This is a genomic window from Sulfurimonas sp. SWIR-19, assembly GCF_020410885.1.
GTDB lineage: Bacteria > Campylobacterota > Campylobacteria > Campylobacterales > Sulfurimonadaceae > Sulfurimonas > Sulfurimonas sediminis.
Genome location: NZ_CP084578.1, coordinates 1,604,493 through 1,618,393 on the forward strand (window position 1 = coordinate 1,604,493; position 13,901 = coordinate 1,618,393).

The 13,901-nt window shown below is 38.2% G+C and carries 14 protein-coding genes; 10 read left to right on the forward strand and 4 right to left on the reverse strand.

Annotation, left to right across the window (positions count from 1 at the left end; translation table 11 throughout):
* Positions 1–2: 2 nt before the first annotated feature.
* The 3 genes from LCX93_RS08350 to rsmH are packed head-to-tail and all read right to left on the reverse strand — an operon-like array spanning position 3 to position 4,315.
* Positions 3–3,104, reverse strand: coding sequence for an efflux RND transporter permease subunit (locus tag LCX93_RS08350; protein WP_226065878.1), 3,102 nt, complete (start codon positions 3,102–3,104; stop codon positions 3–5).
* A gap of 9 nt (positions 3,105–3,113) precedes the next feature.
* Positions 3,114–3,392, reverse strand: coding sequence for a hypothetical protein (locus LCX93_RS08355; protein WP_151899975.1), 279 nt, complete (start codon positions 3,390–3,392; stop codon positions 3,114–3,116).
* Positions 3,389–4,315, reverse strand: coding sequence for a 16S rRNA (cytosine(1402)-N(4))-methyltransferase RsmH (gene rsmH / locus LCX93_RS08360; RefSeq protein WP_226065879.1), 927 nt, complete (start codon positions 4,313–4,315; stop codon positions 3,389–3,391). The genes LCX93_RS08355 and rsmH overlap by 4 nt, the downstream gene beginning before the upstream one ends.
* A 108-nt stretch (positions 4,316–4,423) precedes the next feature.
* On the opposite strand from rsmH, the gene LCX93_RS08365 reads away from it, so the two are divergent.
* The 10 genes from LCX93_RS08365 (at position 4,424) to cobA (ending at position 13,414) form a co-directional block, all read left to right on the forward strand.
* The gene (locus tag LCX93_RS08365) at positions 4,424–5,404 is read left to right on the forward strand and encodes a response regulator (RefSeq protein ID WP_226065880.1); all 981 of its coding nucleotides are present in this window, start codon (positions 4,424–4,426) and stop codon (positions 5,402–5,404) included.
* A 222-nt stretch (positions 5,405–5,626) separates the two neighbouring features.
* Positions 5,627–5,953: a hypothetical protein gene (locus LCX93_RS08370; RefSeq protein WP_151899972.1), complete on the forward strand. Its 327-nt coding sequence runs from the start codon at positions 5,627–5,629 to the stop codon at positions 5,951–5,953.
* Between the two features lie 42 nt (positions 5,954–5,995).
* The gene (locus LCX93_RS08375; protein WP_151899971.1) at positions 5,996–6,649 is read left to right on the forward strand and encodes a c-type cytochrome; all 654 of its coding nucleotides are present in this window, start codon (positions 5,996–5,998) and stop codon (positions 6,647–6,649) included.
* Positions 6,639–8,087: a cbb3-type cytochrome c oxidase subunit I gene (locus tag LCX93_RS08380; protein WP_226065881.1), complete on the forward strand. Its 1,449-nt coding sequence runs from the start codon at positions 6,639–6,641 to the stop codon at positions 8,085–8,087. The genes LCX93_RS08375 and LCX93_RS08380 overlap by 11 nt, the downstream gene beginning before the upstream one ends.
* 9 nt (positions 8,088–8,096) lie before the next feature.
* Positions 8,097–8,249: a hypothetical protein gene (locus tag LCX93_RS08385; protein ID WP_188110045.1), complete on the forward strand. Its 153-nt coding sequence runs from the start codon at positions 8,097–8,099 to the stop codon at positions 8,247–8,249.
* Positions 8,250–8,306: 57 nt separating this feature from the next.
* The gene (locus LCX93_RS08390) at positions 8,307–9,944 is read left to right on the forward strand and encodes a nitrite reductase (RefSeq protein WP_226065882.1); all 1,638 of its coding nucleotides are present in this window, start codon (positions 8,307–8,309) and stop codon (positions 9,942–9,944) included.
* 206 nt (positions 9,945–10,150) lie between these two features.
* Positions 10,151–10,459: a c-type cytochrome gene (locus LCX93_RS08395; RefSeq protein ID WP_226065883.1), complete on the forward strand. Its 309-nt coding sequence runs from the start codon at positions 10,151–10,153 to the stop codon at positions 10,457–10,459.
* The gene (locus LCX93_RS08400; protein ID WP_226065884.1) at positions 10,459–11,580 is read left to right on the forward strand and encodes a radical SAM/SPASM domain-containing protein; all 1,122 of its coding nucleotides are present in this window, start codon (positions 10,459–10,461) and stop codon (positions 11,578–11,580) included. Before LCX93_RS08395 ends, LCX93_RS08400 begins: the two co-directional genes overlap by 1 nt.
* Positions 11,580–12,680, forward strand: coding sequence for a cytochrome D1 domain-containing protein (locus LCX93_RS08405; RefSeq protein ID WP_226065885.1), 1,101 nt, complete (start codon positions 11,580–11,582; stop codon positions 12,678–12,680). The genes LCX93_RS08400 and LCX93_RS08405 overlap by 1 nt, the downstream gene beginning before the upstream one ends.
* The gene (gene cobA / locus LCX93_RS08410) at positions 12,680–13,414 is read left to right on the forward strand and encodes a uroporphyrinogen-III C-methyltransferase (protein WP_226065886.1); all 735 of its coding nucleotides are present in this window, start codon (positions 12,680–12,682) and stop codon (positions 13,412–13,414) included. The genes LCX93_RS08405 and cobA overlap by 1 nt, the downstream gene beginning before the upstream one ends.
* Here cobA and LCX93_RS08415 read toward each other — a convergent pair whose 3' ends face one another.
* Positions 13,415–13,897: a tetratricopeptide repeat protein gene (locus LCX93_RS08415; RefSeq protein WP_226065887.1), complete on the reverse strand. Its 483-nt coding sequence runs from the start codon at positions 13,895–13,897 to the stop codon at positions 13,415–13,417.
* Positions 13,898–13,901: the final 4 nt, after the last annotated feature.

Below are 13,901 nucleotides of genomic sequence, written 5' to 3' on the forward strand. Positions count from 1 at the left end.
TTTTATCCTTTGTTTTTCTGAGGTGGTTTTATTTTATATACAACGGCATAAAGCAAAGGGACATACAATAAATTTAACACTGTTGCCCATGCGATACCATATCCCAAAGATATTGCCATCGGTTGGAGTATTTTTGCCTGGCCTGATGCAAAAAATATAAGCGTTAAAAGCCCCAGTACGGTTGTCAGCGATGTCAAAAGAATCGGTCTGAGTCGTGTTTGCGCTCTTTTCATCAGATCTTCTGTATTTTTGGCATTTTTTATAAAATCTACCATAATAAGTCCATCATTAACAACAACGCCTGCAAGCCCTACTATACCTATGAGTCCCGGCATAGTCAGGTTTAACCCCATTATCCAGTGTCCCACATAAACACCCAGAAGTACAAGAGGAATTGTACTGATAACAATTAAAGATTTTCTTATAGAATCAAAGAGCCACACCAAAGTAATAAAAATTAAAAATATTGCTATAAGCGCCGACTGCATCATCTCTCTTTTGTTTTTGTTATTCTCTTTTTCTTCCCCTTTGATATCTAGAACAATGCCCTCTTTTTTAAACTTTTGCAGTGTCGGTTGAAGTTTTTTCATAAGTTCGGATGATGTTATAATTTTTTTGTCTGTTGAAGCATAAACACTGCGTACTCTTTTGCCGTTTTCCTTTTTAAGCGTTACAAAGCTTTGGATATACTCAAAATCACATATCTCTTTTAAGGCAACATATTTGTCTGACCCCGGAACCTGCAACTCTATTGTATGTATAGAACGTATTTCTTTATTTACATTGCTGTCAAGTCGTATACGCACCAACCCCTGTTCATTAAAAAGCTTTCCGTATTCCCCTTTCAGATAATATGCCCGCAGTTCATTTGAAATATCCTGTTCCGTAAAGCCCAGTTCCTGACCGTATCTGTTTACATGTAACTTTAGTTCTTTCTCACCGAGCGTTGCATCATCCGCTATATTGTAAACACCTTTAATACCTGCGAGTTCTTTTTCAAGAATTTTCAGATAGGGTATAACACTTTGGGCATTTTTTGTACTTAAACCAATTTCGACATCATGTGCTATCACCCCTGCACCAGGAACTTTTACAACAAGCTCTTCAAAAGCTGATTTTTGATTTTGCAGTACTTTTTTAATCTCTTTTGCTATCTCTTTTGCATCTTTTTTACGTGTTTGTACTCCAGGATTGTACTCTATAGAGAGATAAGGGCTGATGTATGTATCAAAAAAATTCTCAGGCGCTCGCTCGTGCAAATCTATAAATATATGAAACATATTCTCACCAAGTTCGGCTCTGTTTTTGGCATCCATTTTAAAGCCGATAACAGAGGTTACAGAGGAGACATCTTCATTGTTTATGTTTTTAAGGATGATATTCTCCAGTTTTGTTACAATTTTTTCCGTATCTTTGAGTTCATTGTTGATATTTACCTTTCCATAGACATATATTTGTGTATTGTCAAAATCCGGAAAAAGCTGAAATTTTGCATTTTTAATCATTATAAATTCAAGTAAAACAATGCTCACAACAATAACACTCAAAGAGAGAAACTTTCTTCTAAAAAGAAAATGCAGGGCCCTGCTGTACCAGTCGTGCATTTTTTGCCAAAATCGTTTTGTAAAACTCCCTTCTTTGGAGACTTTCAAAAAATCATGTGCATGCAAGGGAAGAAAATAAAAGGCTTCAAAGAGTGAAGAGAGTAACAGTACTGTTATCATGATAGGAATAATCTTAATAAACATTCCCATTTCACCTGTCATCAAAAGCATAGGTAAAAATGCAAAAACTGTTGTAAGCGTTGCGGTGAGTACGGCAGGGAACATCTCTGCCGCACCTGTTATGACCGCTTCTTTTCTATCCATCCCCTCTTCAAGGTGTCTGTAGATGTTCTCGGCTACAACTATTGCCTCATCAACGAGCATTCCAAGCGCAATCAGTGCTCCCAGAAGGGAAAGCATATTAAGACTGTCTCCCAATATCTCTGTTACGATAAGCCCTATCATAAAACTCACAGGAATACCGAGTGCGACAACAAAGGCTATGCCTCTGTTTATAAAAATCAGCATTGCCAGAAAAACAAGCATCAAACCAAACATTATATTTGAAAAGACGGTATTGAGGCGGTTTTTAATCCATACAGAAGTATCTGTATAGATATTATAATCCAAATCAGGATGTTTTGCTTCTTGTTTTTTTAAAAGTTCTCGTATCTCTTTTACCAAAGAAATGGCATTGCCGTTTTTGCTTTTTGTGACATTTATTGAAATATTTCGTACACCATTATAATGGGAGAGTTCCACCTCATCACTCAACTTGAAAGAAACCTCTGCGATATCGCCGATTTTGACTCTTTTTCCGCCAACATCAATGAGTGTATTTTCAACTGCTTCTTTTGTCTTTTCACCGTTATATGTAGAAATATAAAGATGATTTGCTTTTTGCTTGATGGTGCCTATGGGAAAAATCGAACTTATTTTGGAGAGTTGTGCAATAACCAATGTTGAGGAGAGTCCGTAGGCTCTTATTTTTTGCGGATTAAGCTGTATATCCAGCTCTTCATCGGCATCACCACGAATTGTAATATCACTCAAATCCTTAAACTTGCTTAATTCTGTTTTGAGCTCATCTGCATGTTTTAGCAGTGTTTCTTTGGAAACATCTCCAGAAAGTGCTATGAGTACAAGGGGAAATGCATGTGTTTTGATTTTGGCAACAGGCTCATTCATATCTGCCGGCAAATCTTTTTTTACACTGCTCACTACATCTTTGACATCATTGAGTACTAAAATATTATCCGAACCGTTTTTGATGTCTGCACTGATACTGAATGAACCGTTTTTAATACTGCTTTTTATATCTTCAAGTGCGTCAATATTCTGTAAATCATTTTCAATACTCTGCACAACCATTTTGTCCAAAATATCAGCCGATGTTCCTGCATAACCACCTTTTATGGTTATTTTATCCATATTCATCGGAGGAAAAATCTCTTTGGGTATATTGATATATGCAAAAATGGAGAGCATAAAAATAAAGAGTAATAGTATATGATTTAAAAGTGGTTTTTCTATAGCAAATTCTATAAACTTACGAATCACTGCTGTTCCTTAAAAGAGAGTATCTAGTATTTGATTTTTAAATTTTATCGACTCAACAGAGGCGCGGATGAGTTTGTTTTCTTCTTTGAGCGTATCATATTCTACTTTGAGTTTTGCAATATCTCTGCTTTTAAAGTAAATCTGCTCTGTAATATAAATTTTAGGAAATGCAAACATAGCGATAAATGTTAACACCAGCAGCATATATAAAAAATAGTTCAGACCCAACTTTTGTTTTGATATAACCAGATTATCAAGTTCATCTAAAAGTTCGTTCTTTTCGCTCATTTTTCACCCATTTGAAACAGACGCATCTTTGCGCTGCGACTCCTGACATTTTCTTTGAGTTCTTCATCTGTCGCCGTAATTGGTTTTTTCGTTACAATCTTTCCCAGCTGATTGTTGTTTCCACATGTACAGCGAAATGCCTCAGGAGGACATATGCATGATTTGGACCATTTGGAGAACTCTCTTTTAACAATCCTGTCTTCAAGAGAGTGAAAAGATATTATTGCTACTTTTGCATCCGGTAATTTTGCTTCTTCTATGCTCTTGAGCAGTGATTTGAGTTCACCGAGTTCGTCATTTACTTCTATGCGGATTGCCTGCATCAAAAGTGTTGCAGGATGAATCTTCTTGCCTCTTGGCATATGTGGTTTGAGTGCTTCACTTAACTCTTTTGCCGAAACAAAAGGACGGTTTTGCACAATAGCATCTGCAATTTTTTTATAGTTTCTGAGTTCTCCGTATTCTAAAAGTATTTTTTCAAGTTCGCTTTTAGCATATTCATTCACTACATGTAAAGCACTCAGTGGTGCCTCTTTGTCCATACGCATGTCAAGTGTCTCACTCTCATACGAAAATCCCCGCTCTTTTTGGTCAAGCTGTAAAGAAGAAACCCCTATGTCCGCAAGAATGCCTTTAATTTCGCCGAGATCAAACTCTTGCAAAATTTCTTGCATCACATTTGAAAAACGCCCTTTTCTTATACTTACTCGCTCACTGTATTGTTCAAGACGCTTTGTTGAAAAGTCTATAGCGGTCTGATCCTGATCAATTGCGATGAGCTTTATATTTGGATTGGCTTCAAGTATCATACTCGAGTGTCCGCCGTACCCCATGGTACAGTCTATCACTATACCCTCTTGTAAATCTTTAAAAGCTTCAACAACCTCTTTATATAAAACCGGAACATGTGGAATATTTTGCAAAAGACACCCTGTCAATAGAAATTTATTAGTGATTATACAGCAAATTTGATTTAGGTTTAATTTTTTATACTGTATGATTTATGCTAAGAACAAAAAAAGGGTCTTCTTATGGTTTTACAGTATCAAAATGAATTATTTGCTTTGGCAGCCATACTTCTGCTTATGCTCATTTATTTTAGGATAAAACAAAAAAACAAAACAGAGGCTGATACAAAAGCGGCCAAAAAAGAAGAAGAACTCAAAGCAGAGCAAAGCGGGCAAATTACTGTAACACCACAAAAAGAGATTCAAGAAAAAAAAATACAAAATACTGTGCCAAGGCATGCAAAGATAACAAAAGAAGATTTTAAAATATTTGCCGGGGAAAGAATTCTTTTGGCCGAGGACAATCTCATTAACCAAAAAGTAATCCTTGGAGTCCTTGGAGACAGCGGTATAGAAGTTGTTGTGGCAAATGACGGGCAGGAAGCACTTGACATCCTCCAAACGGACAAAAATTTTCTCATTATACTCATGGACGCACATATGCCAAGAGTTGACGGATTTGAAGCCACCAGAGCTATCAGACACGATCCCCAAAACAATCATATTCCCGTAATTGCACTGAGTGGAGATACGGCAAGTGATGACATTAGAAAAATGAAAGAAGCCGGTATGGATGAACATCTTGAAAAGCCTTTGCAGGTTGATACTTTGTATGATATTCTTTATAAATACTCTGCTAAAATATCAGCACAAGAGGACAACTCTTTGGATATACCTGCTTTAGATATACAAAGAGGTCTGCAGGTGTGTGGCAATGATACTGCTTTTTACCATGATATTTTAAAAGAATTTCTTGTCACCTATAGTAATTCCGCAGAGGAATTGGAAATTTTACTCAAAAACGATAAAGCAGATCAGGCTGACAGCCTGCTTCTTGATATCATTGGTGTTTCAGCAAACATTGGTGCAGATGCTCTGACTGCCTGTGCAAATGATATAAAGAACAACATAAATGCAAATAAGAACATCAATCTTGCGCTCTATAAAAAAAGAGTGCAAGAATTAGTCCAAAGCATCAACAACTATTTTCTTACATGTAACTAGCTTACATATAAGAAATATAAGAAAAACTATTACCAATCTACCCATATAAATAATTCCTTAAATAAATAACAAAAATCCTTCACCTAATGTAACACTAATTATAAAAAAAAGATAAAATCATTATGTTAGTTAATAAAATTGATTTATATCAATATTATTAGTATCAGAAAAGACTAGAATACATATGATTCTAAAATATTAACAGAGTTTAAGGAGTGTAAAATGATCGATCCATCTATAATCAGACCGGAAATTGCGTTGGATGATTTTCTAACTATATTTGTATCGTCAGCACTTGTGTTAGTTTTTGGAGGATTTTATGTTGGTATATATACTGCAGTAAAAGTTAAACTACTAAAACCGTGGAGTATGCTTTTTGCATACATGTTTTGGGTATTGACTGCCTATTGTTTGTATTTAATGGGAAGTTTAATGCATGTCGGGGAATTTACTGCAAAAGCTTTAGTTGTCGCAGCAATTGGATTATTTTTACTTCCATTTGCTGTTTATTATATGCAAAATCAGGTTCATGAAGAAAATGAACATTGATTGTTAATATATATTTTGACAATAAATTTATAGGAGGATACAGTGGCTAATAAATCTGTATGGAGTGACAATCGTTTCTGGCGAAGAACAGCAACGTGGGTTACAGGTTTTGCATCAGTTCTTTTAATTTGGTTAACGTTTGATACGTCAGCTCAGATTGCAATGGGAAATGATCAGGATCTACAAAACAAGGTGACGAAGAGGGTTCCAGGACCTACCGTTATAAATTACAAAATCACGTATGAAATGAGCGCAAAACGTGGTCATGAAATTCCGGTGATTGGGGAAAAAGAAAAGTTTTTTGGTCGAGATGACTATTCGGAAGAAGAAGCCGGGGCTTTACTTCACTTAGGTAAGTTAGGCTCACAGGCCAAAAACTGTATGGATTGTCATACACTTCTTGGAAATGGCGCATATTATGCACCTGACTTGACAAAAGCTTGGCTAGACCCTGCATGGGGACCAGATGGTGCGATGCAGGCTCTAACGGGGAAAAACACAAAAGAAGAGGCGATGGCTGAATTCCTTATGCATCCGGACCAGTATCCTACACATGCCCGTATGATGCCGGATTTAGGTATCACAGCAAAAGAGGCTAAAGGTTTAGTTGCTTTCTTGAAACATATGTCATCTATTGACACAAATGGCTTCCCAAGAAACTTTGGAAAAATAAAAGGAGCAGTTCATGGCAAGTAAATATTTAACAGGTGTCGGAAGTGAATCAAAACAGTTGGCAACATGGTACTTTACATTTGCGGCTATTCTCTTTGGCGCCCAATTACTTTTCGGGTTAGTGGCAGCGATTCAATATGTAATGCCTGGTTTTTTATATGGAGTTCTGGATTTTTCAATTGCCAGAATTATACATATTAACGCACTCGTTGTATGGATGGTCTTTGCAATGTTTGGTTCTGTTTACTGGTTACTGCCGGATGAGACAGGTATAGAAACAGTCGGTATCAAAATCGGAAAGCTTTTGTTTTGGATTTTTGCAGCAGCAATCGTTGTCGTTGTACTTGTATATCTGTTCATTCAGGTAGGTCCGGCAGATGCAACAACAATCTGGTTTATTACAGAGGGCCGTGAATATATTGAAGCACCTCGTTGGGCTGACTGGGGCATTGTCGTTGTAGCTCTTGGATTTGTCGGAAATCTTTTCTTAACAGGAATGAAAGGGGAACAGACAGGAATTGTCACTGTTCTTATGGCAGATATGATTGCCTTTGCAGGTCTTTATCTGGCAGGTATGTTCTTTACGGACAATATTACAGTTGATCAGTACTGGTGGTGGTGGGTAATCCACTTATGGGTTGAGGCTACCTGGGAAGTTTTCGTTGGTGCGATTGCGGCTTATGGTCTTATTACTATGATCGGGGCACACCGTAAAGTTGTTGAAATGTGGTTATGGATTGAGGTTGCGATGCTCTTTGGTTCAGGTATTCTTGGACTCGGACACCACTATTTCTGGATTGGAACACCTGAGTACTGGTGGGAAATCGGTGCACTATTCTCAGCACTGGAACCGTTACCGCTTGTAGCAATGTTTATTCACGTTCTTTATGACTGGGGGAAAACGCAAGGTGCAGAAATGGCAAATGAGCATACAGATGAATATAAAGTAAAATCTGTTATTACCAATCGTCCTGCATTTACATGGTTTGTGCTTAATGCCTTTGGTAACTTTTTAGGTGCCGGTATTTGGGGATTCTTCCATACACTGCCACAGGTAAACCTATATACTCACGGTACACAGTTTACTTCGGCACACGGACACCTGGCATTCTTTGGTGCTTATGCAACGATTTTGGTCGGTATGATGTATATTGCGGTTCAAGGTACAAACGGTATAAAAGTTATGAAACATACGAAAGCATCATTATGGGCTGTCAGTATGATTACCGGCGGTGTAGTCGGTATGACCGTGGCACTTACCATAGCCGGATATGTTCAGGTTCTTGTTTCCCGTGCACAGATGGGTGCTACCTGGGCAGCATACTTTGACGGTCAAAGCGGTATATGGTTTTCTCAGGCAATGGATTGGAGACTCATCATGGGTGTCGTTACATTCATCGGTTTCATATTCCTGGCAAAAGATTTATTGACTACTGGTAAAAACCCAGTACACGAAAGATAAGGAGATAAAATGTTTGAACCATTTACAGATGTCAACCCGAGTTTTTTCGGTTGGCTTAACCAAGGTCCTTTGACCTTAACAATTTTTCTGCACACAATAATAATACTTCCAATGATTTGGATCTATTTTCAGGAGAAGAAACGTTTAGAAAATGAGAACTAGTCGGTATTGACTCTTTATTGAGTCAATATCTAATCATATTTTAGAAGGAGAAATAAAATGAGATTAGGTAAATTAGTGATATCAGCTGCAGCATTGGCAGTTGTCAGTACAGGTCTGTTTGCGGGTACTTCGCATATGGATGTTGAAAAAATGTTCGAAAAAGAGTGTCAGGGTTGTCACGGTCCCAATCATGAAGGAGGCGTCGGTGCGGATTTGCGTCCGGCTAAACTTGAGAAGAAAAATGCCTATACACTGGCTGAAGTAATCTTAAATGGCCGTCCGGGTACAGCCATGCCTCCTTTTGCCAATAAAATGACGAAAGCAGATGCACAAAAAATGGTGGATTATCTTCAGCATTTCAAAGGCAAAAAAATAGAAGTCCTTACGCTTGATGCGGTAAAACGAGGATGGAAAAAGCTCAACGACAGAATGAAATTCCTCAAAAAATATCCAAATCCTATTGATGTAAAGAAAAACACTGATATTTGTTTTGTGACAGAAAGAGATGCAGCACGTGTTGTTTTTGTAGACGGAACAACCGGTAAAATCCTTTCCCGTCATCCTGCCGGATTTGCGGTACATGTAACCGTTACAAATAAACGTCAGCCTCGTTATGCATACTCTATCTCCCGTTCAGGTCTGGTAACAATGTTTGATTTAAACACACCGGGTCAGCAAAAAATTGCTGAATGTCAGGTTGGTAGTGATTCTCGTGGTCTGGCAGTTTCACCGGACGGAAAATACCTGATGGCAGGGAATTATGTTCCGGGAGGTGCGGTTCTTATGGATGCCATGACACTTGAACCTCTTAAAGTTTACCCTACTTCGAGTGTTATCAATATGGACGGAGACATCGGTTCTTCTCGTGTAGCCGGTGTATATGACACTCCATATGGTCCGTATATCGCCTTTGCACTTAAAGATGCCGGGCATGTTTATATTATAGATTATTCAAAACCAAACTATCCGATAGTCGGAGATATTCCAAATATCGGTAAAATCCTGCATGACGGTTTTGAAAACGAAGGAAAAGAAATAGGTCGTTACTTAATGCAGGCTTCTCAAGGAAGTGATGTGATGGGTGTAGTTGACTTTAAAACAAAATCTTTGGTTGCCAAAGTATACACAGGTCCAGGAAGCAAGCCACACCCGGGACAGGGTTCATCTTGGTACAACGACAGATACGGACAACTTTATGCTACAAACAGCATGAATGTCGGTGATGTTGTGATTTGGGACAGTGACTGGAATGTTGTAGCCCATATCAGAACTGCCGGCGGCGGTCTTTTTGTCGGTACAAGTGAGCATACGCCTTTTATATGGTCAGACAACGTTCTTGGCGGTCCGGCAAACTGGAACAAAATCTATCTCATTAACAAACAGACTTTGGAAACAGATAGAATTTTGACAGTCGGTACAAAAAGAGGAACCATTATAGATCCGGTAACGCATAAAACACTTTACAGCTGGAAAGTCCCTACTGTTAAAGATAAAAAAGGCAAAGTAATCATTCCTAGAATTTTACATGCTGAACCTGCAAATCATGGGAAATGGACTATGGTTTCAGAATGGAATGCCGGTCGTATCGGTATTTATGAAGCGAAAACCGGTAAATTTGTTAAATATATAGAAGGTTTGACGACACCGACGTTTACATACTCTATCGAACACAGACAGTCTATTCCTGGCGCGTAGACTCTATTTTTATATTTCTCCCTTTTTTGGGAGAAATTCTCTCATTACTTGATATAAATCATCTTTTTTTTCATAATATTTTTTTATAATTATATATATAAGGTTTTTATTTAATTTTTCCCTGTTTTTTGGGATTTATAAGCAAAATTTCAAGTAAATTTTCGCTACAATATAAACAATATACACTGCTTAAAAAGGGAGATGGAGTGAAAAAACTGATTATTCTTTTTTTACTTTTTTGCTCTGTGGCTTTTGCACAAAAGCCAGATGGTAAAAAAGTCTTTCAAACGTACTGTTGGGGATGCCACCATCAAACAGCAATGGCCTTTGGTCCCCCGTTTTCCCAGATTGCCACAAAAAGAACAAAAGAAGAAATAGAAGCATATATTGCTTCTCCAAAATCAATGTACAAAGCATTTGGCTATAAACGAACCGTAATGACACAACTCCATCTTAATGCACAAGAACTAGATGCTATCAGTGACTATATTCTTTCATATAAAGGAAAAAAATAATGTTTAGACTCTCTAACCTCATAGCCTCTGTAGTCGAAGATAAAAAAGAGAGAATTTTAGACGGAAGCATTGCTATTTGGAACTTTACAAACCGTTGTAATCTTTCCTGTCTGCACTGCTACTCAAAATCAACCTTGGATGAAGTAGATACCCTCACAACACAACAGATTAAAAAAACCATCTTGGAGATGAAAGCCAATGGTGTCAAATTTATCATCTTTTCGGGGGGCGAACCCTTAACAAGAAAAGACCTCTTTGAAATCGCCGACTTTTGCAAAGAGCACGGCATCATTACCTACCTCTCAAGCAACGGGCTCTATTTTACCAAAGGCAATATCAAAAGAATTACCGACACTTTTAACTATGTCGGTGTGAGCATTGACGGTGATGAAGCAACCCATGACTATTTCAGAGGGCTAAAAGGTGCCTTTAAAGAGACACTCAAGTCTGTCCTTTTGGCAAATGAAACGGGTGCAAAAGTCGGCATCCGCTTTACAATGACAAAAGACACTATCGGTTCGCTTGAATATATTTTTGATCTGGTTGAGAAGCATAATATTCCAAAAATATATATTTCTCATCTAGTCTATTCCGGGCGAGGATTAGATAACCTAAAAATGGATTTGACAAAAGAACAACGCAAAGAAGCTGTTGATTTTATACTCGATAAAGCCTTTGAATACTATGAAAACGGGCGAGAGATAGAAATAGTCACCGGAAATATGGAAATGGATGCTGTTGCTTTTTTGAATAAATTTGCACAGAAATATCCCCATCTGAAAGAAAAGATGAGACAAAGACTTGTCAAATGGGGCGGAAATTCCGCAGGACGTAAACTTTTAAATATTAACAGCGAAGGAGATGTCCGTCCCGACCCGTTTTTTCCTCTTATAGTCGGCAATATCATTCATCAGGATTTCGGTGATATTTGGCAAAGCGGAAAACTTTTAGATGAACTTCGTATTCATCCTCGAACACAAATCAGCGGTATCTGCTCTACATGTAAGCAGATAGATATATGTAACGGCGGCAGTCGGGCACGTGCCTATGCAATCACAGGTGACTTATGGAGTGAAGACCCGTCTTGTTACTTAACTAAAGAAGAAAGAGAGACAGTATAATGAAAATAAAAAACTTTTTGGCAGTTGTATTTCTAGCCTTATCATTACATGTAAGTGCAAATGCACATGAAAAAGTATTTGTCGTAGAGCGTGAAAGCAGTTCCGTAGCCGTTATAGAAGACGGGCTGCCGAGAAATCATATGGAGCATATGCATAATATGAATCATGGCGTAATGAAGTTCTATGGTAAAGACGGCTACCTCATCTCTCGTGACGGGTATATCATGCGATTTAATCCCGTCACCGAAAAAAAGCTCTCTGAATATAAAACGAGCAAGAGTGCCATTGGTTTTGTCATCAGCAACAACTATGTTGCCGTTGCAAATTACGATGACAAAAGTGTAGATATTCTTTCACGCGACCTCAAACCCCTGCAAAAGCTCAAAACAGGTTCACGCAATGTCGGTATTAAAATATATAAAAACTATCTTGTCTTTTCAGAAATGGACAAAGATACCATTGCCGTATACAAAGATACAAACAAAGGAAAAGGCAAACCGCACTTTGTGCTGTATAAAGAGTTTCAAAATGTAGGCATTATGCCCTTTGATGCCCTCCTCGACGGAAACAAATATGTAAACGGCTTCTTCAACAGTCCTTGGATCGGTGAACTGAATTTGGATACTATGAAGTTTAAAAAGATTCCCTTGCAGCTGGGTGAGAGAGAACCTGTTTTAAAAGTACCGCACTTTGGCTTTTGGTCGGTGAGCAATTCTAAAATATTTATTCCCGCCGTAGGAGACAATAAAGTTTTTGTATTTACTCCGAAATTCAAGTTCATAACATCCATCAAGACAGAAGGCATGCCTGTATTTACGGCACTTTCTCCTGATAAAAAATATTTGGCTGTGACATTCAGCGGTAAAAAGTTTCCGGTCATTCAAATCATAGATACAAAAACATTAAAAATCATCAAGAGATTTCAGTTTGACGGGAAGGTGTTACATGTAAGATGGTCCAAAGAGAAGCCTTACTTATATGTTTCTGTCAATGATGCAAACGAGGTAGCGGTAATCAATACAAAAGGCTGGTGGCTAAAACGTGAAATTTTCACTATAAAAAAACCATCGGGAATATTTATTTATGAGGAAAAAGAGTAATGAGCAGAGTCTATTTGACCGGAGCCGGTCCCGGAGATATTGAGCTGTTAACCATGAAAGCACACCGGGTCATCGGTGAAGCTGATGTCATTATATATGACCGTTTGGCAAATCCCGAAATTTTGGAGATGGCAAAAGACGGCTGTAAATTTGTCTATGTAGGCAAAGAAGACGGCAGGCATACACTGCCGCAGGATGAAATCAATGAGGTCATTTACCAAAATGCACTGCAACATAATGTTGTCGTACGTCTCAAAGGCGGAGACCCTTTTGTCTTTGGTCGAGGCGGAGAAGAAGGTGCGTATCTGCATGAAAGAGGTGTAAAGTTTGAGATTATTCCCGGTATAACCTCTGCAATCAGTGTTCCTGCCTATGCCGGAATTCCTGTTACGCATCGCGGTATAGCCGTGAGTTTTAGAGTCGTCACCGGGCATGAATCGCCAAATAAAAAAGAGTCTCAGATTGCCTGGGAAAATTTTAAAACCGACGACACTATTATCTTTCTAATGGGGCTCCATAATCTTGCAAAAATTTCGTCAAAACTGATAGAGGTAGGAAAATCTCAGGACTACCCCTGTGCTGTTATATCACGAGGCACGACAAAAGATCAAAGTGTTGTCATTGGAACACTTGGTGATATTGTACAAAAAGCCAAAGGCGTTCCAACCCCTGCCCTCATTATCGTAGGAAAAGTTGTGACGCTGAGAGATCAGCTTAATTGGTTTCACCCTTAGTTAGTAATTTTGCAGATTATACTCTTTGTATAACAGTGTAGCTTCCGGGTTTCCGGCTTTCATCGCTTTTTGTGCCCATTTTTTTGCCTTTTTGAATTTATTTTGTGTTACATAAATTTCACTGAGAAGATAATATGCCTGAGTATCCCCCTCTTTGGCATTTTGTTTTAACCACTCTGCAGCTTTTTCAAAATTCATTGCCTGCATATATATCCGTCCAACATTTTGCACTGCTTTTTTATGTCCCGCTTTTGCGGCACGTTCCAACAGTTCTGCTGCCTTAGAAATATTTTGTTCTACTCCATATCCGTTATAATACATCAACGAAAGGTTATATGTTGCATTCATATTCCCCTGCTTCGCTTTTGTATTGAGTATGGTGAATGCTTTTTTATAATTTCCTTCATGAAATGCTTCAAAAGCTGTGTCCGAAGATCCATACAGTAAAGAGCCCAGCAATATTGTCCAAAGTAGTTTTTTCACACGA

Excerpts from the sequence above, each read along its gene's own strand:
- LCX93_RS08355 (WP_151899975.1), bottom strand. The coding sequence starts at position 3,392 with ATGAGCGAAAAGAACGAACTTTTAGATGAACTTGATAATCTGGTTATA.
- LCX93_RS08365 (WP_226065880.1), top strand. The coding sequence starts at position 4,424 with ATGGTTTTACAGTATCAAAATGAATTATTTGCTTTGGCAGCCATACTT.
- LCX93_RS08370 (WP_151899972.1), top strand. The coding sequence starts at position 5,627 with ATGATCGATCCATCTATAATCAGACCGGAAATTGCGTTGGATGATTTT.
- LCX93_RS08380 (WP_226065881.1), top strand. The coding sequence starts at position 6,639 with ATGGCAAGTAAATATTTAACAGGTGTCGGAAGTGAATCAAAACAGTTG.
- LCX93_RS08385 (WP_188110045.1), top strand. The coding sequence starts at position 8,097 with ATGTTTGAACCATTTACAGATGTCAACCCGAGTTTTTTCGGTTGGCTT.
- LCX93_RS08390 (WP_226065882.1), top strand. The coding sequence starts at position 8,307 with ATGAGATTAGGTAAATTAGTGATATCAGCTGCAGCATTGGCAGTTGTC.
- LCX93_RS08400 (WP_226065884.1), top strand. The coding sequence starts at position 10,459 with ATGTTTAGACTCTCTAACCTCATAGCCTCTGTAGTCGAAGATAAAAAA.
- LCX93_RS08405 (WP_226065885.1), top strand. The coding sequence starts at position 11,580 with ATGAAAATAAAAAACTTTTTGGCAGTTGTATTTCTAGCCTTATCATTA.
- cobA (WP_226065886.1), top strand. The coding sequence starts at position 12,680 with ATGAGCAGAGTCTATTTGACCGGAGCCGGTCCCGGAGATATTGAGCTG.